Annotated in this window: 16 protein-coding genes and 1 other annotated feature; all 16 genes read right to left on the reverse strand. The window is 52.2% G+C overall.

Going from position 1 to position 20,280, the window contains the following annotated elements:
- Nucleotides 1-283: 283 nt before the first annotated feature.
- Nucleotides 284-991, reverse strand: coding sequence for a restriction endonuclease (locus HY768_07680; GenBank protein MBI4727087.1), 708 nt, complete (start codon nucleotides 989-991; stop codon nucleotides 284-286).
- Between the two features lie 16 nt (nucleotides 992-1,007).
- A complete protein-coding gene (locus tag HY768_07685) occupies nucleotides 1,008-2,150 on the reverse strand; it encodes a site-specific DNA-methyltransferase (GenBank protein ID MBI4727088.1) in 1,143 nt (380 codons plus the stop codon).
- Nucleotides 2,151-2,320: 170 nt separating this feature from the next.
- Nucleotides 2,321-3,457, reverse strand: a complete 1,137-nt coding sequence (gcvT, locus tag HY768_07690) for a glycine cleavage system aminomethyltransferase GcvT (protein ID MBI4727089.1) — start codon at nucleotides 3,455-3,457, stop codon at nucleotides 2,321-2,323.
- A gap of 171 nt (nucleotides 3,458-3,628) precedes the next feature.
- A complete protein-coding gene (gene dacB, locus HY768_07695) occupies nucleotides 3,629-5,125 on the reverse strand; it encodes a D-alanyl-D-alanine carboxypeptidase/D-alanyl-D-alanine-endopeptidase (protein ID MBI4727090.1) in 1,497 nt (498 codons plus the stop codon).
- A 35-nt stretch (nucleotides 5,126-5,160) separates the two neighbouring features.
- Complete coding sequence (locus HY768_07700) at nucleotides 5,161-6,507, reverse strand: tetratricopeptide repeat protein (GenBank protein MBI4727091.1); 1,347 nt, start codon at nucleotides 6,505-6,507, stop codon at nucleotides 5,161-5,163.
- The gene (locus tag HY768_07705) at nucleotides 6,507-8,069 is read right to left on the reverse strand and encodes a tetratricopeptide repeat protein (protein MBI4727092.1); all 1,563 of its coding nucleotides are present in this window, start codon (nucleotides 8,067-8,069) and stop codon (nucleotides 6,507-6,509) included. The genes HY768_07700 and HY768_07705 overlap by 1 nt, the downstream gene beginning before the upstream one ends.
- On the reverse strand, nucleotides 8,069-9,157 hold the full coding sequence (locus HY768_07710) for a tetratricopeptide repeat protein (protein ID MBI4727093.1): 1,089 nt from the start codon (nucleotides 9,155-9,157) through the stop codon (nucleotides 8,069-8,071). The genes HY768_07705 and HY768_07710 overlap by 1 nt, the downstream gene beginning before the upstream one ends.
- 563 nt (nucleotides 9,158-9,720) lie before the next feature.
- Nucleotides 9,721-9,942 (reverse strand): hypothetical protein, encoded by a 222-nt coding sequence (locus HY768_07715; GenBank protein ID MBI4727094.1) that lies wholly within the window; start codon nucleotides 9,940-9,942, stop codon nucleotides 9,721-9,723.
- A 435-nt stretch (nucleotides 9,943-10,377) separates the two neighbouring features.
- Nucleotides 10,378-11,784 (reverse strand): glucose-6-phosphate isomerase, encoded by a 1,407-nt coding sequence (locus tag HY768_07720; GenBank protein MBI4727095.1) that lies wholly within the window; start codon nucleotides 11,782-11,784, stop codon nucleotides 10,378-10,380.
- Between the two features lie 263 nt (nucleotides 11,785-12,047).
- Nucleotides 12,048-13,118 (reverse strand): hypothetical protein, encoded by a 1,071-nt coding sequence (locus tag HY768_07725; GenBank protein ID MBI4727096.1) that lies wholly within the window; start codon nucleotides 13,116-13,118, stop codon nucleotides 12,048-12,050.
- A gap of 43 nt (nucleotides 13,119-13,161) precedes the next feature.
- Nucleotides 13,162-14,343, reverse strand: coding sequence for an ATP-binding protein (locus tag HY768_07730; GenBank protein MBI4727097.1), 1,182 nt, complete (start codon nucleotides 14,341-14,343; stop codon nucleotides 13,162-13,164).
- A gap of 197 nt (nucleotides 14,344-14,540) precedes the next feature.
- Nucleotides 14,541-15,635, reverse strand: a complete 1,095-nt coding sequence (locus HY768_07735; GenBank protein MBI4727098.1) for a 6-phosphofructokinase — start codon at nucleotides 15,633-15,635, stop codon at nucleotides 14,541-14,543.
- A 73-nt stretch (nucleotides 15,636-15,708) separates the two neighbouring features.
- Nucleotides 15,709-16,842, reverse strand: a complete 1,134-nt coding sequence (locus HY768_07740; GenBank protein ID MBI4727099.1) for a glycosyltransferase — start codon at nucleotides 16,840-16,842, stop codon at nucleotides 15,709-15,711.
- Nucleotides 16,843-16,887: 45 nt separating this feature from the next.
- On the reverse strand, nucleotides 16,888-18,006 hold the full coding sequence (locus HY768_07745; GenBank protein MBI4727100.1) for a DegT/DnrJ/EryC1/StrS family aminotransferase: 1,119 nt from the start codon (nucleotides 18,004-18,006) through the stop codon (nucleotides 16,888-16,890).
- Between the two features lie 887 nt (nucleotides 18,007-18,893).
- Complete coding sequence (locus HY768_07750; GenBank protein ID MBI4727101.1) at nucleotides 18,894-19,451, reverse strand: chemotaxis protein CheC; 558 nt, start codon at nucleotides 19,449-19,451, stop codon at nucleotides 18,894-18,896.
- A 221-nt stretch (nucleotides 19,452-19,672) separates the two neighbouring features.
- Nucleotides 19,673-19,993 (reverse strand): RNHCP domain-containing protein, encoded by a 321-nt coding sequence (locus tag HY768_07755; protein MBI4727102.1) that lies wholly within the window; start codon nucleotides 19,991-19,993, stop codon nucleotides 19,673-19,675.
- Nucleotides 19,994-20,084: 91 nt separating this feature from the next.
- Nucleotides 20,085-20,149 (reverse strand) — a sequence feature (possible 16S ribosomal RNA but 16S or 23S rRNA prediction is too short).
- Between the last annotated feature and the right edge of the window lie 131 nt (nucleotides 20,150-20,280).

A 20,280-nucleotide genomic window follows, 5' to 3' on the forward strand; every position in this document is an offset into this window, starting at 1 on the left:
TGCGGTGGCCAAAGGTCATGACTCCCAGCAAATATGGCCATCCCAAAAGGAGGGCCATAAAGGTTGCCAGATGGTAACATCCCATTCCCAAGGCGAAGATCATCACCAGTTCCTCAAGGCTTGTTTCAATTCTGCGGCCGTCACTTCCGCTACTCCGAACTTGGAGACCTCCACCCCGGCCGCATGGTTGGCTATAACCGCCGCCTCCAAAAAGCTGGCCCCGGCGCACAGGGCCAAAGTGGCCGCCGCTGCAAAGGCGTTTGTTGTGCGGTTGTTCGCTTTTTTATACCCGGTCTTTCAGTAATCCTTTAAATATTTCAACAGCTTTTAAAAGATTTTTCTCTTCTAATTTTTTATAATATTCAGGCTTATGTATAGGCTCATCAACCTTTCTCTCGCCTTCTAACAACGTAACAATGTTTAAAGCAATGTCAAAATACGATAACAAAGTATGTGTACTATGGCTTCCAAAAATTACTCTCTGGCTGGGTTTTGAATAATCACCGGTTAATTGGCTCTCCAATTGAAGTAAGGCACACATAAGGTCTGGGTGAACTTGTTTTAAAAGAGTGAAGTCAACTAATATTCTTTTGATCATGGCATTTTCAGTATATGCTTTGCACTCTATACCCAAAATAATATCATCGTCAATATTAACGTGGATATCTGTTTTAATGGCGTAATAAAAATCTTTTACGTTTGATCTTATCCAATCTATAATTTCCTGGCTCTGTATTCTTTTTAAGTAATCCTGTCTTAAAGGTATTTTTATGGGTTTCTTGACAAAGGACAATCTTTTAGGATTTGCACCCAAATCTGCCCAGGCAATTTCAATAATTTGTTTGCCAATATTTTCGACCAAAAGCCCCTTGCCGGCTCTAATCGTACCGCCATAAGCCCTTTCCTCGTCTTCATTAGCTTTGGTCTCAATGCCCTTAACTAATAAATTATAGGCCTTGATTAAGGCTTCAGTCTGTTTGTTAGCTTTCATTTGATATGCCTTTCAGTTAAAGTAAAATAGATTCTACGCGTTTCTCGGCTGCTTTACAATATTGTTCGGATATATCAATGCCCAAATATCTTCTATTTAATTTTTTTGCAACCAGCGTAGTCGTCCCTGCGCCATTAAATGGATCAAGTACGATGTCGTTTTTAAAACTAAACAATTTTAAAGCGCGTGTAATTAGTTCTTCGGGGAACATAGCGGGATGACCATATTCTTTCATATTTCTTTCAGGAGCAATTTTCCACACGGCTAAAACCCATTTTTTAAATTCGTCCCCCGTTATATCTGCATTGCTGGTTTTGCCTTCTTTTTTTAAACTGCCCTTGCAAAATACTTCTAAAAATTCCCAGGTATATTTTAAATAAGGATTGCTGGGACTTTTCCAACTGCCCCAAGCGGTATATTTGCAATTGTAATTATTTTTTTCCCAGAGTATTTCGCTCTTCCAAATTAATTTCTTATTAATAAAATAATTACTTATAATGTGATGGGTCGGTATGTAATCGGAAAATAATGGCTGAACATTAACGATAATACGCCCGCCATATTTTACGACCCTTACGCATTCATCAAAAACGGAAAACAACCGGGTGAAATAGTTGTCCCAGTGATGGGCGTCTTGTGTGTCGGAATAATCTAGTCCAAAGTTGTATGGCGGTGAAGTAACAACGATATCAATACAATTGTTCGGCAAATCAGATAGCACCAACTTACTGTCGCCGCAAATTATTTTATTGATATATTTGTCGGGCAAATCAGTATTTTCTGAGGAAAAATTATTGTCTTGGGCGTAATAATACTGTTGCCTTTTAGTTTCCTTTGCTAATCTGTTTTTAACTTTTCGTTCATCGTTGTAACCCACATATACTCTTTTTGTGCCTTTTAAACCATAACTCTTGATACTTTCAATTTGGGAAAGCAGAGTCTCAAAAAATGCAATGGCTGGACTATCCCCGGAGTAATTATGTAAAATAAAGTCGATCTCGCTTTTAAAAGCCGCAAAATCTAAACTGTGCAAAAATATTTTTGCAATATCATCATCTATTTTCAAAAATATATCATACTTGCTATACTTTTTAAAAGTATGAATTATTTTATCAAGCTCGTTTGTTTTAATAACCGGCTTAATAGGTATTTCTATCATCCGGTAATTTGTTAACGTGTCCATAGTTGTCTCACATTTTACTATTTAAAGGGTTGGTCATATTATAACATAACCCGCTGACAAAAAAGCGAATACCGCAAAACTATTGGCTTTGCGCCAATATTGAGCGAAGCTATTGCTCATAGCTTACGGCTGAGAGCTTCTATACGTTACTTATGCGTGCCGTGCTTGTAGAACGGCGTCTCCACGCCCTTCGCGGGAACGGGTTTGCCGCGGACCTCAACCTCGAAGGTATCGCCAGTCTTGGAGAATTCCGTTTCGACATAGGCCATGCCGATGCCGCGCGACACCGAGGGCGAAAACACGCCGCTGGTTACCTCACCGATCTGCTCCCCGGACTTTATGACTTTGTAGTGCTGGCGCGGGAAAGCGTTGCCCTCGACCTCGAACCCGATCAATTTCCGCTTTACGCCTTCCGCTTTCTGCTTTAGGAGGACCTCCCGGCCATTGAATTCCCCGGCTTTTTTCAGCTTGGTGATCCAACCCAGGCCTGCTTCCAACGGAGAGGTGGTCTGGTCGATGTCGTTGCCATAGAGACAGTATTTCATCTCTAGCCTTAAACTGTCCCTGGCCCCCAGCCCGATGGGCCGCAGGTCAAACTCCTTGCCCGCTTTGAAAAGGGCTTCCCAAATCTGATCGGCGTATTTGATGTCGAAATACAGCTCAAACCCGTCCTCGCCGGTATAGCCGGTGCGGGAGACTATCATCTCTATCCCGTCAACTTTTCCCACCTTGAACCAGTAGAACTTCATGTCCGAAAGCTTTAAGTCGCAGATCTTCTGGAGTAAGGGTTCCGACTTGGGCCCCTGCAGCGCCAGCTGGGCGACTTCGTTGCTAGTATTTTTTAGGGAGACATCAAACCCCTTGGCCTGCCCTGAGTCCGGATCGTGCCGGACCGCCGAACGGACCTGCTCCTGGAGCCAGGCAAAATCCTTGGCCAGGTTGGAGGCGTTGACAACCAAAAAGAAGTGCTCGGGGAAGCGGTAGACCAGCAGGTCGTCGACTATGCCGCCGTCCTGGTAGCACATGGCCGAGTATTGGACCTGGTCCACTGCCAAAGCCGCGGGATCGTTGACCGTGACGTAGGAAACGAATTTCAGGGCAGCGGGGCCCCGGACTTCTATCTCGCCCATGTGGGAGACGTCGAACAGCCCGGCGGCGGATCTGACGTGGCGGTGCTCCTCGATGATGCCATGGTACTGCACCGGCATCATAAATCCGGCGAAGGGCACCATCTTGGCGCCGGCTTTGACGTGATGTTCGTAGAACGGAGTCTTGTTCTCCATGGCTGTTCCCTATAGATATATTATGAATTTTTAGTTTTTACGAAAGGAATTCACCCGGATACAAATTGTTAGTATAGCCGGGCTATTTTCAATTGAAAATAAGATAACTTCCAAACTGTTTACAAAGATTTCCTGACTTCCTGAATTCCTAAGTAAGGTTCCCCGGCCGGCTCAAGGCGCTATCTCCAGCAGTCTTCCCAGGATCGCATCCTGTATCCGCCGGACCTCGGTGGCCTTGCCGGGATAATTGTTGAACATCATGGCAAAGCAGTAAACTTTCCGGCCGGGAGAAAAGGCAAAGCCGGCCAGGCAGGAGACCCCGGTCATGGTGCCGGTCTTGGCCCGCACCTTTATTGGGGCGCCGCCGTTCTGCATCCGGCGGTAAAGAGTGCCGTCCACCCCGGCCACCGGCAGGGCCTCCAACAGTTCGGTCTGCAATAAGGGATCGTTATACAGCGTTGTCAGCACCTCGGCCACCTGGCGGGGATAGCACAAATTATAGCGGGAAAGTCCGGAGCCGTCGGCTACCCTGAAACTCCCGGGAACAAAACCCATCCGGTGCAGGTTTTCTTCCACTCCGTTCAGGGTGTCGGAATCCGGAGACCCGAAGGCGGAGCTGTCCTTGGAGACCTGTCTAAAAAGCATCTCGGCGATGAAGTTGTCGCTTTCCTTGTTCATTTTCTGGATCATGGCATACAGCGGAGGCGAATTGTGCCAGGCCAGGCAGGTCAAAGCTTCCGGGGTTTCGCCTTTCTTGACCCGGCCGTTGAATTTGATCCCCTGTTTTTGCAGGGCCTGGACGAACAGGGCCCCGCAGTACAAGGCCGGCTCGGAGACGCTGAACGAATTATACTGCACCGAGTCATCCTGGGGCAGATGTCCGGTAAGAGTGAAGATGTCTTTCCCATTGTAATGGGTGCGCTCGGCTTTGATCTTCCTTTTTACCCCAGACCGGCTGGTTACAACCCGGTTTTGGATATTTAAATAGGGCAGGTCGGGGCTGACATTGACCGAGGCCTGGCGGCCTACTTTTGAGGACGGCCTTAAGCTTGTTTCAAAGATATTCTGGTTGCAGGACAGGGCCGAAATGGGGGCATTGTAGGCATGAGGGCCTTCGTCCCACATCCAGCCCGCCCCGTATTTGACCGTGTCCAGATACGAGGCGTCCGCTAACAGGTCTCCTGATATTTGGGTAATGCCCCGCGATTTGAGCCGGAAAGCCAGGGCCTCCAGATCGGAATAAGAAAGCAGGGGGTCGCCGAACCCCTTTAAGTAGATATCCCCTTTGAGCTTTCCTCCGATCCATAGAGAGTCGCCGTAAACCGCCGTCATAAACTGGCGGGACGGCCCCAGGTCGTACAGGGCGGCGGCGGTGGTGAATATTTTATTGACCGAGGCCGGGATGAAAAGCTGGTCCTGGTTCCTGGCATAGAGAGGATGAGAGCCGTTCAGTTCTATCAGATACAGTCCGCACTGAGCCTGCCACAGGGAGCTGTCGGCCAAAAGCGAGTCTATGCCTGAGGCCAGCCGGGCCCGTTTAATAGCCATGCTGTCCGGAACGATGGTGGCCGTCAGCGGTTCCTGTTTTACGACCGAGTGTCCCCCGCAGCCGGCCAAGCCCAAGACCAGCAGGGCCGCAAAAGCAATATTGATATTGTTATTACGCATTTATCTTTCTGCCGAAGTTTCTGCCATTTAAAACATCATATATCTCTGGAGCCTATCTTTGCCAGCCAGCCTTTGGCCCCCAGTTTTTCAAAAATTTCCCTGGCCTCCACTGTTTTTTCAAGTCTGCCCAGGGCTTGCCCGTAATAATAACAGGCCTTGGCGGTTTCCAGCGGCTGCTTTAGTTCCTTGAAAATCTCTAAAGCTTCCTTAAATTTATCCTCATCCTTTTCTATTCTGGCCTGCAAAAGAAGGGCCTCGGCCCGACCGGCTTTTGAATTTAATTCTCCGGCCAGTTGTAAAGCCTGTGCCGCATAATTTTCGGCAGCATCAAGGTTGCTAACGCCGATTTCCAATTCCCCAAAGGAAACATAAATCCTCCGCAAAAGTTCTTTGGCCCCGATTTCTCCGGCAATCTTTTCAGCCCTGATCAGATAATCTCTTGATTCCTCATATTTCTCCTGCTCAAGATAAATTCTGGCAATATTGTTGAGGCTTCTTGCCTGACCCTTTCGGTCGCCTATCTCCTCCTGTATCTTCAATGATTTGGCATAATATTCAAGGGCCTGGGAATAATCGCCAAGATTATTATGGACATAGCCGATATTGTTGAGGCTTGTTGCCTGATTATCTCGGTCGCCGATCTCCTCTTGTATCTTCAAGGATTTGATATAATGTTCAAGCGCCTGGGAATAATCGCCCAGAACACGATGCACAGCTCCGATATTGTTGAGGCTATTTGCCTGACCGTATCGGTCGCCAATATCCTCTCGTATCTTTAAGGATTTGATATAATATTCAAGCGCCTGGGGATAATCGCCAAGATTATTATGCGCATAGCCGATATTGTTGAGGCTGGTTGCCTGACCCTGCCGGTCGCCTATTTCCTCATCTATCTTCAAAGACTTGGTGTAATATTCAAGCGCCTGGGGATAATCGCCAAGACTGTGATGCGCCAAGCCGATATTGCTGAGGCTTATTGCCTGACCCTTCCGGTCGCCTATTTCCTCTCGTATCTTCAAGGATTTGTCATAATATTCAAGGGCCTGGGGATAATCGCCAAGGCTGTCATGCACGGCTCCGATATTGTTAAGGCTGTCGGCCTGGCCTTTTTTATCTTTTATCTCCTGATAGAGCAAAAGGGATTCTTTCGTCGGGTTTAGCATTTCCTCGTATTTGCCGATGCAACTATAAACATCGCTGAACTGCAAAAGGCAATCGGCCTGGCATTTTTTGTCATGGCATTTCCCGGATATCAAAAGACCCTTTTCCAGATCTTTAAGCGCCCGTTCATTCCGGCCGATCAAGCCCAGCACCTGGGCCCGGTTTAGCAGGATGTGGATTATCCTTCCGTGATCGGGCCGGTTATTTACGGTTTTAGCCATCAGGCGTCCTCAGTTCTGGCCAACCATCCCCTGGCCCCGATTCTTTCAAAAATTTCCCTGGCCTTGTGCAGATATTCCCCGGCTTCTTTAGTATTTTCCTGTGTCCGGCATTCTGGCTTCCGTATTCTGGACGTAAGCATTTCGCCATAATAATAGTATGCCTTTGCCAGCTCCAACGGTTGCTCTATTTCCCTGAAGGCCGAGATCGCTTCCATAAATTCGCCCTCGGACACTTGCCATTTGCCCGCTGCCGCGGTAATCCGGGCCCGCAGCAACAATGCTTCGCCCGTCCCCATTCTCGAGCTCAGCGCCCGCGCCAGTTCCAGCGCCTGCTCCGCGTGTTGTCTCCCGATAATCTCCAGGGTCCCCAGGTCTCGACCGGGCTGTCCCAGCCATTGTTCCAGTTCCAGCGATCCCTGTGCGACCGCTACTCGGCGCAGCAGTTCCCGTTCGCCGGTCTTCTGCGCGATTTCCCCGGCAGCCAGGATATGCCGTTCCGCTGTGGCCAGGTCGCCCGCCTCGTGCTCTATCCTGCCAATGTTGACAAGGCTTATAGCTTGGCCGCTGCGGTCCCCGATCTCGCGCCTGATCTCCAGCGAGCGTTGATGGTCCTCAAGGGCGGAGCGATGAACGCCTTGGCTCTGGTGCACGTTGCCTAAATTGTTGCAGCAAAGGGCCAAGCCCCGGCGGTCGCCGGTTTCTTCGGCTATCTCGTGCGCCTGCACGAAACAGGCTTCTGCGGCCGGAAAGTCGCCCAGGTTGTGATGCATGATGCCGATGTTGTTTAAGCTCATCGCCTGGCCGCTGCGGTCCCCGATCTCCTGCTTGATCCGCAACGACCGGGTGTAGCAGTCGAGGGCGGCGCGGTACTCGCCCCGGCCGTTATGCACCAAGCCTATGTTGTTGAGACAATAAGCCTGGCCCCGACGGTCGCCGATCTGGCGATAGGCCTCAAGCGCCCCCGTGTAATGCTCAAGGGCGGCGGTTTGGTCGCCCAGCCGGTTGTGCACCAGGCCGATGTTGTTAAGACAGGTCGCCTGGCCGCGGCGGTCTCCGATCTGCTGAAAGATCCCCGCGCACTCGCCGTAGCGCGACAGCGCTGCCGGATACTCGCCCAGGCTGTTGTGCACGTTGCCAAGGCTGCCGAGGCTGTCGGCCTGGCCCCGGCGGTCACCGGTGGCCATGCTGATCCGCAGCGAGTCGGTGTAGCGCTCCAGCGCCAAGTGGTAGTCGCCCAAACCCTCGCGGGCGCAACCGATGCTGTTTATGCTTTCCGTTTCGCCCCGGCTGTCGCCAATCTCGCGGTATAGGCGCAAGGCATCCTCGGCCAGCCGCAGCGATACGTCGTTACGGCTGATGTCACCGTAAACCCCGCTCGACTGCCGCAGACAGTCAGCCTCGGCCTGGCGATCGCCGTTCGTCCGGGCGTGGCGCAGCCCGATTTCGATGTCGTGCAGCGCCTGGTTGTTCCGGCCCACAAGGTTCAGCACCTCGGCCCGATGCTGGAGAATATGAATCAGACGACGGTAATCAATGACGCGATTGGCCGCTGACGACGCCATCAGCCCGCCTGCACTTTCTTAAGCCATCCCTTGGCCCCTATTTTTTCGAATATTTCCCTTGCCTTCTGCAGATATTCCTCGGCCTCTTTTGTATTTTCCTGTGTCCGGCATTCTGGCTTCCGTATTCTGGACGTAAGCATCCGGCCGTAATAGTAATACGCTTTGGCTGTTTCAAACGGTTGTTTCAGTTCCTCAAATATTGCTATTGCTTCCTTGAATTTACTTTCGGCCTTTTCTATTCTGGCCTGTAAAAGAAGGGCCTCGGCTTTGCCTGTCTTTGACTTCAGTTCCTCGGCAAGTTGTAAAGCCTGTTCTGCGTATTCTATAGCGGCACTAATGTCATTCCCACGAAAGTGGGAATCCAGGTCTTTATGGATTCCTGCTTCCGCAGGAATGACAGAAAACGCGGTCTCTGCCATTCCCAATTCCCCAAAGGAAACATAAATCCTCCGCAAAAGTTCTTTGGCCCCGATTTCTCCGGCAATCTTTTCGGCCCTGGTCAGATAATCCCTCGCCTCCTCATATTTCTCCTGCTCAAGATAAGTTCTGGCAATATTGTTGAGGCTCATTGCCTGACCCAGCCGGTCGCCGATCTCCTCCCGTATCTTCAAGGACTTTGTCCAATATTCAAGCGCCTTGGGATAATCGCCAAGCATATTCTGCACATAGCCGATATTGATGAGGCTTGCTGCCTGACTGTATCGGTCGCCTATCTCCTCTTGTATCTTCAAGGACTTAGTATAATACTCAAGCCCCTTGGGATAATTGCCAAGACTATCATGCACATAGCCGACATTGTTGAGGCTTACTGCCTGACCCTTTTTATCGTCTATCTCCTGATAGAGCAAAAGGGATTCTTTCGCAGAATTCAGTATCTCTTCGTATTTGCTAAGGTAGTTATAAGTTTCGCTGAACTGCAAAAGGCAATCGGCCTGGGATTTTTTGTCCTGGTATCGTTTTGACATCATCAACCCCCTGTTAAGGTCGGCCAACGACCTTTCATTCTTGCCGATCAGGTTAAGCACCTGGGCCCGGTTCATCAGGATGTGGATTATCCTTTTGTAATCTATTTCGGATTTAGCGATCATATTCCAAAAAATTGTAACTGTTCAGGCATTGATTGAAAAAGATGTGTTGGTCAACCATGTTGCCACGACCTTTCGCTTATGCTACATATTTGCCTTCGTCCGGCGCCATAGGCTGCTCATATGCAGGCAGGCTTTGGCCGACGGCGTCCCTTGGGGGGCCGTCCGCTTACGCTTTTATATTTGGCCGCCTCGAGTGCCAAAGCTTTAGCGGAGGCACTAGCTTCAGCGAAGGCCTCAGGTCGTGGCGGGCAATTATATTTAATCCAATGGGCTCCCTCCTACGCTAAAGCTTCGGCGGATAAATTAGCCCCAGAGAGGCTCAGAAAATGTATCAACCAGCTGGGGTTGAAACCCCAAGAGATTTTTTCCGATCCTTCAGCCACGAGCTAAAGCTCATGGCAATTGAAATAGAAAAAATCAGCGTAAGGGATAGACACCTTTTTACCAGGGCCTGAATAGTAACGAAAAATTTGTCTAACATTTCCACGCCTGTGAGCGGCATTTCCACGCCTGCGGCTTGCCTGTACGAAGCCATACTATTTGCCGGGCATTGTTAGGCGTAGTCAGGCGGACTTCGCACTACCTGTGAGTAGCATTTCACTACCTGTGAGTAGCATTTCACTACCTGTGAGCGACATTTCACTACCTGTGAGCAACATTTCAACATCTGTGAGCGGCATTTCACTACCTGTGAGCAGCATTTCACTACCTGTGAGTAGCATTTCACTACCTGTGAGTAGCATTTCACTACCTGTGAGTAGCATTTCAATGCGAGCAAAGAGCATTTCAGTCCGAGCAACCAGCATTTCGGTGCGAGCAGAGGGCATTTCGGTGCGAGCAAGGAGCATTTCGGTAAGAGCAAGATTGTAAATGCCTGTTTTGCAATAACTTCCAGCACAACTTCCAAAAACAGTCAAAATGACCGCTTTTTTACCCGCCTGTGGCAAAAGTAACTATTCAGAGCCACGAAGACACCCCCGCCATAGCTGAACGAGCTTTTTTCTTTTGACCTTCCAAAAAATAAGACAACGGGAATCCCGCAAGGCGGGGTTGGTTCTTTTTCATGGAGCCTGCCCTGAGCAAGCCAACCTGCCTTGCAAGCGAAGGGGCGGCACAAAAAAGAAAAAGAACATAAATAACCTTTTGGTTCCGGCTTGTCCGCCTATGGCGGGCTTGTCCGGGTTAGGCGGCACAGGTGAAATTTGCAAAAGTTCAGTTCTTTATACGATGTATTTCCCCAAGCCGCCCTTTTCAAATTTTTCCACTTCCACTTTGCGGTTGGCGAAGCCGTCCTTGCCCATCAGGCCGTAGGCGTAGCGCTTGCCCTCCTCCACTCCCGGCTGGTCCATGGGGTTGACCCCGAACAAACCCCCGGCATAGGCGGTGGCCGTCTCTAAAAGAAACATCAGCTGGCCGATGACCGGAGCGGTGATCCGGGGAATTATGAAGCAGCAGTTGGGCCGCCCGTTCTTGGCCAGGGCCATGGCAGTGGCCCTTTGCTCGGCGTTAAGAAGCTCCCCGAAATCGTGCCCGCTCAAATAGGCCAGGTTTTTGATTTTGTGATATCCTTTGGGGATGGGCAGGGAGCAACGGAATTTCTCCACCTTGATGAAGGTCACCGACTTGTCGCGCGGCCCCTCGGCATAAAGCTGTATCTGGGAATGCTGATCGGTGGCCCCCAGCGCCTTGATAGGGGTGGGGCCGGTCTCCACCACCTCGTTCTTGAAGTTTGTTCTTTTGCCCAGGCTCTCGGCCCACAGCTGGCGGAACCAGTCGGCTAAAAGATACAGACTGTCGGAATAGGGCATCATCACATTGATCCGGTAGCCTTTCTGATAAAGCAAATATTGCATCAGGGCATAGAGCCGGGCCGGATTGCGCCAGGGGTTTTCATCAAGGGTTCGTTTGCGCATGGCAGCCGCCCCGGAAATAAGGCCTTTGACGTCCACTCCTGCCATGGCCAGGGGAAAAAGCCCCACCGGGGTCAGGACCGAAAACCGGCCGCCCACGCCTGACGGAACCTCCAGGCTGTAAAGCCCCTCTGCGCGGACTATCTGTCTTAAGATTCCCTCCTCGGGGTCGGTGGTGATCACCATATTGTTCTTCCACCTGGTACCCAGCGATTTGAACAGCCAGGCCTTAAGCCACAGGAACTGGGCGCTGGTCTCAGCGGTGGCCCCCGACTTGCTGATGACGTTTACCAGGGTGGTTTTGGGATTCCATAAGAACTGGATGCTTTTCAGTTTTTCAGGATCTATGTTATCCAGCACCCATAGCCGGGGCCGCCCCTGCAGCGCTTTTTTATCCTGATAGTTGTAGCTCCAAGGATTTAAGGCCGCCTGCACCGCCGCCGTGCCCAGGGCCGAGCCCCCGATGCCCAGCGCCGCCAGGTCGGTAAATTTGCCCTTCAGCATTTTGGCCAGGGCCAGCGAGGATTTTAAATGTTCGGTTTTTGCCGGCAGGTCAAAGAAGTCCATTTTCCCCTTGGCCCGCTGGCGATAGAACCATTCCGAGGCCTGGGCCGCCTGCAGCCCGGATTTTTCGATCTGGGAGTAGGGTATCCCGTGGTCTCCCAGCTTCTCGGACATCAGGTTGTTGAAATCAAATCTAATCTTAAGTTCGGACATTTTACCTTCCTCACTTTTAGCAGTTTACAGTTTGCCAGTTTACAGTTGAACCGTTCTCAGTTTACCGTTTTACGTTTTCTGCCCCTTGCCCTAAACTGTTAGGATGAGCGTGCGTTGCACTCATCCTGTCGAAGTGCCGAAGACCTTGTCGAAGGGTCGTTTTCCGTTTTCCGTTTTTTGCTTTACGTTGTTCTTTGCCTGTCCGACGAAGCCTTGGCGTAGTCGGATTCATTGTTCATTGATATTTGCTAATTGTAAGGCCCTCAGCGGGAATACTGCAGGGACATGGCCAGCATATCCTGTTTCAGCCCGTCGCCGGAGAACATCCGGCTGGTGGCCCCGGAGATATTGAAGGTGATAGTGCCCATGGTGAACGACTGGCCGGCCGAAATAAAATACATGTCTTTCAGACTGGGATAATTCTGTATCAGTTGCGGCACCAGGGGCGTGCCCATGGTAAAAAGGCCGAACCTCATGACATACTCGTCCGTCCAGGGCTGCAGCTCGATCCCCAGCTTAAAGTCGGCCCGGCCCTGATAATCCCAGGAGGCGTTCTGCCATCCGGTGATGTCGATCTGCCCGGCCAGGGTCATGGCGGAATCTATCCGGTAACTGAAGCCCAAACTGGAAAGGGCCGGGACCACTCCATAAAGTTCCAAGTCGTCTCCCGGGACCGGCAGATAATCGGTCTGGCCTTTCATCCGGCTTTCAGTGCGCAGGCGGGTGAACAGCATCAACTCGGGGTTTATGGTGATCTCTATTCCGGCGTTCAGGTTCACGCCCCGAGCCGTTCCTTCAGCTATCACGGTATCTCCCTTTTGCCAGGTTATGGCGCTTGAGCCTCCGCAGAGAGCCAGCCCGGCCGTCACTCCCCGGGATATTTCATAAAAGCCTCCCAGCGCAACCTGGCGCAAGTCTAATCCGGCCTGGTACTGGACATAGGGCTGCCACTGGTCGGGAAAATTCATGTCGGTATTCATGTAATTGGCATAGCCCAGGGCCAGGCCCCACCGTCCGAAGTTCAAGGCGGCGGCGGCCATGGCCGGCAGCACTATGGATTGAGCGGTGGCTATCAGCACATGGCTTTGGCTTTCCGAAAGATACCCGCCCGAAACTGCCGCCGAAGCCTTTGTTCCATGGGTTCCCATCCGGCAGGGATTGCCGAACAGAGCTAAAGGCACTAGAGTCAAGACTGTGCCATTGCCGCCGCCCAGTCCTGCGGCATCCAGCGGCTGGTAATAGTTGTACTGCAGCGGCAGGGTCAGCTCGTATTTGGCTGCCCGGGCCAGAGGGCTGAGCATTGTAAGGGATATGAGGATAACTGTCTTTTTCATGGCAAAAAATATGATTATATTGAACAGACACCTTGCCTCGGAATTATTTATTGGCAATCATCTCTGCGGCCAGCAGGTCTGCCGGGATAGTCTTGACCAGGCATCCGTTTACTTTACGCTCCGAGACAGGCCCGGTAGAACAAACGATCAGTGCCCGGGCCGGATGGTGCTGTTCTATGAAGGAAGCCAGCCCGGACGGCCTGGCCCCGGGCTTAAGTTTGACTTCTATCGGCAGGAGGGTCTTGCCGGTTTGAATGACAAAATCAACCTCGGCTCTGGCCTTGGTCCGCCAGTATTTCAGCGAAACTGACATCTTCAGCAGTTCGGTGAAAACATAATTCTCAAAAAGTGCGCCCTGGTCCTCCAGCGAAGCGGGATATTGGCCCAGCCCGGCGTTCCTTAAGCCGGTATCCAGAAAATATATCTTGGGCTGCCTGACGATCTCCTTGTTGGGGTTGGTGGCCAGGGGCGTGATCAGCCGGATCAGATAACTTTTTTCCAGGGCTTCCAGATATTTTTTAAGGGTGGGATACGAGATCCCTGTGAATTTGGCGGCAGTTTGAAAACTTAACAACAAGCCGATATTGCCGGCCAAAAAACGAACCAGGCGTTCCAGCCCCGCCAGGTCCGTGATGGAAAAATTCTGGGCCACATCCTTGTACAACAGGGTATTGTAAAGGCTGTCCAATATCGTCCTTTTGTCCTCCAGTTCGGGGGAAAGGGCGGCCTTAGGGTACCCGCCATAGGCGGCATGTTCCCACAGCAGACGCTCCTTGATGGCCGGGGTGGTTTCGACCAGACCGGCGGCCTGCCCAAACTCCGCCAGGGAAAAAGGAAAAAGCCGGATGACGCCCACCCGGCCCACCAACTGGGAAAGAACCTGTTTGCTGAGCAGCAGCTCCGAAGAGGAGGAGATCACCAGCCGGTGCCCCCGGTCGGCCAGATATTTCAGCTTGCGCCCGGCATCGCTTCCGTAATGCGCTTCATCCAGCCCGGTCAGCCCGCCCGGAGCCAGGTACTGCCGCTCAAAATGTTTGATGTCTCGGTCAAACAATGCCAGAACGTCCGGGTCGTCAAAGGAAAAATACCGTCCGCCGGAGAGCGACTCCAGGCGCTTCCTCATCAGGGTGGTTTTCCCGGCCTGCCTGGGCCCCACCAGGGCCGTGACATCGAACAGCCTGATGTGCTTTTGCAGTTCCGGTTCTATACTGCGATTTATATACATTTATATTGTAGTATTACTATAATTGATATTGACTTTAAGTTTAGTTATTATATCACTAAACGCCCATCTTGTCAATATGTTGGAGAATGGTGTTTTGCGCATAACGATTGGGGCTTAAAATATCACCGGACGAAGAAGAAACCATCCGGCTTAAAATACCCGCCAGGCAAGCCTTGTATTTGTGTCCCTTAGCCTTTTCAGTCGCCGAACACGGTGCCGATGGACTTGGCCGCCTTGATCACCTCGGAATCAGACTGCACTAAGCGCAGCTGGCCCACCGCCTCCTTGATGGGAACCGACTCCACTTTCAAGCCCTTTAAGGCGGCCATCTGCCCGAATTCGCCTTTGGCCAGAAGTTCCACCGCCTTGACCCCGAACCGGGTCCCCAATATCCGGTCAAAGGCCGTGGGGCTGCCTCCCCGCTGCAGGTGGCCCAGCACCGTCACCCGGCAGTCGATGCCGGTCTGTTCTTCGATATCGTCGGCCAGCTTTTGCCCGATGCCACCCAGCCGCACCGGGTCGGTGGATTCCTTGATGATCTTCCGGACCACCATCTCCCCGCCTTTGGGCTTGGCCCCCTCCGAGACCACCACGATGGAGAAGCGCCGGCCCTTCTGATTGCGCTCGATGATCCGCCGGCAGACCCGGTTGATGTCGTAGGGTATCTCCGGCAGCAGGATGATGTCACCGCCCCCGGCCACCCCGCTGTAGAGGGCTATCCACCCGGCGTAGCGGCCCATGGTCTCCACGATCATCACCCGGTGGTGGGACATGGCGGTGGACTGCAGTTTGTCCAAGGCCTCGGTGGCGGTGACCACCGCCGAGTCGAAACCAAAGGTAACATCGGTGGCGGCCAGGTCGTTGTCGATGGTCTTGGGGATGCCCACCACATTGATCCCCCGCTCGGCCATCAGTTGGGTGATGGCCATGGTGCCGTCGCCGCCTATGGCCACCAGCGCTTCCAGCCTGGCCTGCTCTAAGTTCTGTTTGACCTTATCAAAGACGTCCTGGTATTCTAACTGGCCGGAAGCATTTTTGACCGCGGATCTGAAAGGATTGTCGCGGTTGGAGGTTCCCAGGATGGTGCCTCCCTCGGCCAGAATGCCGGAAACGTTGCGCCAGTTGAGCTCCTTGTACCTCCCCTCGATCAGCCCGGCGTAGCCGTCCGCGATGCCTATCGCCTGCATCCCGTAATCGCCGATGGCGGTCTTGGCCACCGCCCGGATTACCGCATTCAGTCCGGGGCAGTCGCCTCCGGCGGTCAGGATCCCGAAGCGCTTGATCTTGGACATGGAACTCTCCCCTTTTACCAGTTTACCGTTCAGCGTTTACTGTTAAGTGTTCAGTGTTCATTGTTCATTGAGGTCAGTCCAGTATCTCCTCCACCAGTTTGGCTATATTTTGGGCGGCCCTAGGTCTTCCCAGCTTTAATGCGTTCTTCCGCAGGCTTGAAAGTTTTTGGGGAGAGGCCAGGACTTCGTCCAGGCGGTGCGGGATGTCCACCTGGTGCATGGCTTTTATCCCGGCCCCGTGCTCTAGCAGCATGTCGCTGTTCATGTCCTCCTGTCCGGGGATGGGGTTGACTATGATCATCGGCAGGCCGCAGGCCAGGGCCTCGGCGGTGGTCAGGCCCCCCGGCTTGCTGATCAGGATGTCCGAGGCCCGCATGTATTCGTCCATCTGCTCGGTGTAGCCTATGGCGGTCATCTTGAACGGCAGCTGTTCCCGCATCTGCCGCAGACGGCTCAACAGCCGGCGGTTCTTTCCGGCGATCACCATCAGCTGGAAATTCGATTTGACCGCGGTCAGCGAGGCCACCATCTTTTCGATCGGCCCCACCCCAAAACCCCCGGACAGCATCAGCACCGAGGGCAGCTGGGGCGCCAGCACCAATTTTTCCCGGATGGGGGCCAGCGGTTTCTTTTTGGCGAACTCGCCTCCGACCGGTATGCCCAGGGCCTGGATCCGTTCGGGCAGAAGCCCCGAGGCCATCAGATGCTGCCGGCTGTTCTGGTCGGCCACCGAGTAGTGTTCGCATTCCGGCAAAATCCAGTAAGAGTGCAGGCCGTAATCGGTGGTGACTGTCAGAAGCGGCGCCCCGATCTTTCCCTTGCGCTTGAGAGCGCAGACCAGCTGGGAAGCCAGAAAATGGGTGGAGATTATCAGGCCCCAGTTCTGCTCTTTGATAAAGGAGGTGAACTTGCGGGTGTTCAGGGTGTCTAAAAGCCGCAACAGAAAATCGGGGCGGTTCTGACGCTTCAGGTTGTCCGAGGTGGTGAAGATGTAGCCGAACAACAGCGGCTGTTTCTGGGCCATGTAAAGGTAGATGTCGTGGTAGACCGTCTTATAGAGCAGGGTGGAATATTTTAAGAGGTCTATATGGGTGACCTGGCAGCGCTCCTGGCGCTGGGGCAGCCCGGCCAAAGACTGCTCGATGGCTTTGGCCGCCATGGTGTGGCCGGCCCCGGCCGAGGCGGAGATGATCAGGATCTTCTTCATAAAGTGTCTGTTGCCCGCTCATCGTTTACTGTTTAGTGTTCATTGTTAACTGTAATTGATGAATTGTTCTATGAATTGGACCACCCTCTCCTGATCCCGCAAGGTCAGCTTATGGTGGAACGGAATGGCAAAACTGCGGTCGGCCGTGTCCTCAGCCGCCGGGAAATCGCCCTTCTTGTGTTTCAGCAATTCCAGGAGATACGGCTGCAAATGCAACGTCGGAAAATAATGGGCGCAGCCGATGCTTTTGGACTGCAGGTGTTTTATTAACCGGTCCCGGCCGGAGCCTTTGAGTTCTTGAGGAACCAGGGCCACGAACACGAACCAGCTCCGTTGATATCCTTTGGGCTGCTGCAGCACAGTAAAATCCGGCAGACGTTGTTGGAATAGTTTGAGATATCTTTCGGCGATATCTTTTCTGGTTTTCAAGATCCCTTTGATCCGGGAAAGCTGGACCCGCCCCAAAGCGGCGTTGATGTCCGCCATCCTATAGTTGTAACCCATTTCATGATGGGCCAGCCAGCCGCCCAGGGAATGGCGGCCCTGGTTGCGCAGGCTGGACATAGTTTCGGCCAGACGATCGTCGTCGGTCAAGACCATCCCGCCTTCGCCGGTGGTTATCTGCTTGTTGGGGTAAAACCCGAAGGCTGAGGCTGTCCCGAAACTGCCGGCCATTTTGTCTTTGTATTTGGCGCCCAGGGCCTCGCAGGAATCCTCTATCAGCAGCAACTTGTGTTTTTTGCAGACGGCCTGAATTTTCCGATAATCGGCCGGCAGCCCGAAGACATCCACCGCCAGCACGGCCCTGGCGCGAGGAGTAACGGCGGCTTCGATCTTTCTGGGATCGATGTTCAAAGTTTTGGGATCAATGTCCGCAAAGACCGGCCTGGCCCCCTGATACAGAATGCAGTTGACCGAGGCGGCGAAGGAATAGGGCGAAGTAATGACCTCGTCTCCGGGTTTTAATCCCAAAGCCCGGGTGATCAGGTGTAGTCCGGCGGTGCCGGAGGATACCGCCAGGGCGTGTTTGCGGCCGGTGTATCTGGCAAAGGCCTTTTCGAACCTCAAGATTTCCGGGCCCAGACTTAAGGTGCCGGACTTGAGGACCTTGACCACGGCGTCAATTTCGCGCCGGGTGATGTTGGGTGAGGCCAGTTTGATCAAAGATCAACTCCATTTGGCATTTACGATTTATGGGAAGGTGGCCAACACAGATTTAGTTATTACTAAACTTTGACAATATTCTCAAAACATCTTTGGCCTGATTTCTTTTCGCCTTGTGTGTCCTGCCTGCCCCTCATCACCGTGCCCCTGGCCCCGCGGTAAGCGTTTACCCCGAAGAAAGCGGGGGAGCCTTCCCGCCATCAGACTGTGTGGAGGGCGTGGCGGGATAAACTTCAGCAGACATCCATGTTTTTTCTGGATTTCCTCCTTCGGTCGCCAGTGGCGCACTGCGGCGGATTTACAACCCGCCGGAGTTTATCCCGTTGAAAAACGGGGCGGAAATGATACGAAGGATGGAAGTATAAATAATTTGCCAGTTGAGTTATTGGGAAGTCATGAAATTATTCCTGCATTCCTGCCGTAGCTATAACAAAGGCAGGGTTTCCTTATGAATAAAGAATGTACTGAATATTTCCGTGTGCAGATTTTGTTCCAACCGTTTCAAACCATTAAACATTTCAAACATCATAGGGAAAAGAGCGGAGTATGCCGTCATTAAAGAAAAATATCACACTGGTGGGTCAACGTTTGGATGCCCTGGGCAAAGCACCCTTCGCCCCTACAGGTTTTGCTGCCTTAATTCTTTCCCAATATTCCTTCTCCCCTTGCAGGGGCGGGGATGTTGTTTGACGAATTATAATGATAATTAAAATAACTACATATGTCAATAGTTACAGAGCCTTATCCAAAATGGAGCCCCACGGGCAAAGCCCGTGGTTCCTTTCCCTAGGTTACCCCGCCAGTGGCGGGGTTATCCGCCTTGAGTAATCAGCGACATCGTCCGGCGCCAAAGGCCATGGCCGACGGCGTCCGCCGTAGCATCTACCTTACCCGCTGAATCCGTGCTCCTTTTCCCCAAAGCTGAATTTGTTCTGGACGTAGGCTACCAGGCCGCTCTCGGTGCGCTCGGCCAGGATCTTTCCCAAAATGTTCTTCATCACGCCGGACAGCATCAGGGGGGTTGAGGGCACGGTCATCAGGTTCAGCATGTCCTCCATGGCGTTAAGGTAGGCGCTGTTCATGATCTCCGAGATCTCCCGGTGGATTTGGCCGAAGTTGAACTCCGGAGATTTCCGGGCCTGAGGCATGTGCTGCCAGCATTGCTGAGCGAAATCTTTTGCCTTGTCGCCCGGCATCAGCCAGACCGTGGCCCCGGAGACGTCCCCGGCGAAGATGTTGACTAAGCTCAAGACCGGGATGCCCGGCTTGGCCAAGGCGCCCAGCGCTTCGTCCACTGGCTTGATTCCGATCAAAGGCACTGAGACCATCACCTTCAGGCCCAACACCTCGGCCAGGGTGGTAGCCGCCTGGCCCGACCCGATATTAAACACCTCTTTGAGGGCGTCCTGCTGGACTGGGGTCAATTGTTGGAGAGAGAAACACATATATAACAAAATAGCATGAAAAAATTAAACAAGACTGATAAGATCATATATCATTTTACCATAAAAAGTAACTTTTTACAAACAAGCAAGGCGGAGTCTTTGAATAGCTCCGTCTTGAGCGCTCCATTCCTTTTCAGCTTGCCGGTCTTCCTATTGCAGTAATAATAGAGTGTTGAATAACTTTGCTTTTGCCCTTTATTTGTGACGGGTCAGGCGCCGTGCTATCGTAATACCAAACACCCTGCCTGCATGAGGCTAAGCAATAGATTGAAATCATCCGGCTGTATGGTATTTTCGGCCACGAGGTTTACCCCGTTGCTCCCGCATCGGCAGCAACGGAACACGATTTGATAGCCTTTCTTACTGTTACGTATTCCAACCGGTGACATCAGGCCGCGACAAGTATTCTGCCGGTTTCCTGGCAGGAAGTCAACATGCAAAGAATGCAGACAAAATGGACAATGGTTGTGGTAACTTCCGTTGGTAACAGGTTTATTACAATGGGTACAGTGAAACCCGGTGTTTTCCGTGCTTCTGCTCATCCTCCGGTCTCCTTATTTTGTAATTTGTACAAATAATAAGGAGCCGGGGTTCCGTTTGTTCTTCCCTTACGGGATCCAGGCTTGATCCAACCAGGGGCCGATTCACCGCCGTCCTTTAGGGACGGCGATTATTTCCGATTCCAGCTTCATCGGGGCTTGCCCTGAGCTTGTCGAAGGGCTTGTTGCATCCCCGAATCCGAACCAAGGCCGGTATTACGTATTTCCCCGGCCACTGTAGGGCGGTGTTAAACACCCTCCATCGGTAGGCGTATGTCGAATCTCACTGG

The sequence above is a fragment of the candidate division TA06 bacterium genome, assembly GCA_016208585.1.
Lineage (GTDB): Bacteria > Edwardsbacteria > AC1 > AC1 > EtOH8 > UBA5202.

Bases quoted from the DNA above. Each gene is read 5' to 3' on its own strand.
- HY768_07725 (MBI4727096.1), bottom strand. From the start codon at position 13,118: ATGAAAAAGACAGTTATCCTCATATCCCTTACAATGCTCAGCCCTCTG.
- HY768_07720 (MBI4727095.1), bottom strand. From the start codon at position 11,784: ATGTCCGAACTTAAGATTAGATTTGATTTCAACAACCTGATGTCCGAG.
- gcvT (MBI4727089.1), bottom strand. From the start codon at position 3,457: ATGGAGAACAAGACTCCGTTCTACGAACATCACGTCAAAGCCGGCGCC.
- HY768_07685 (MBI4727088.1), bottom strand. From the start codon at position 2,150: ATGATAGAAATACCTATTAAGCCGGTTATTAAAACAAACGAGCTTGAT.
- HY768_07750 (MBI4727101.1), bottom strand. From the start codon at position 19,451: ATGTGTTTCTCTCTCCAACAATTGACCCCAGTCCAGCAGGACGCCCTC.
- HY768_07680 (MBI4727087.1), bottom strand. From the start codon at position 991: ATGAAAGCTAACAAACAGACTGAAGCCTTAATCAAGGCCTATAATTTA.
- HY768_07740 (MBI4727099.1), bottom strand. From the start codon at position 16,842: ATGAAGAAGATCCTGATCATCTCCGCCTCGGCCGGGGCCGGCCACACC.
- HY768_07755 (MBI4727102.1), bottom strand. From the start codon at position 19,993: ATGAGCAGAAGCACGGAAAACACCGGGTTTCACTGTACCCATTGTAAT.
- HY768_07700 (MBI4727091.1), bottom strand. From the start codon at position 6,507: ATGGCTAAAACCGTAAATAACCGGCCCGATCACGGAAGGATAATCCAC.
- HY768_07705 (MBI4727092.1), bottom strand. From the start codon at position 8,069: ATGGCGTCGTCAGCGGCCAATCGCGTCATTGATTACCGTCGTCTGATT.
- dacB (MBI4727090.1), bottom strand. From the start codon at position 5,125: ATGCGTAATAACAATATCAATATTGCTTTTGCGGCCCTGCTGGTCTTG.
- HY768_07730 (MBI4727097.1), bottom strand. From the start codon at position 14,343: ATGTATATAAATCGCAGTATAGAACCGGAACTGCAAAAGCACATCAGG.
- HY768_07735 (MBI4727098.1), bottom strand. From the start codon at position 15,635: ATGTCCAAGATCAAGCGCTTCGGGATCCTGACCGCCGGAGGCGACTGC.
- HY768_07715 (MBI4727094.1), bottom strand. From the start codon at position 9,942: ATGCTCTTTGCTCGCATTGAAATGCTACTCACAGGTAGTGAAATGCTA.
- HY768_07710 (MBI4727093.1), bottom strand. From the start codon at position 9,157: ATGATCGCTAAATCCGAAATAGATTACAAAAGGATAATCCACATCCTG.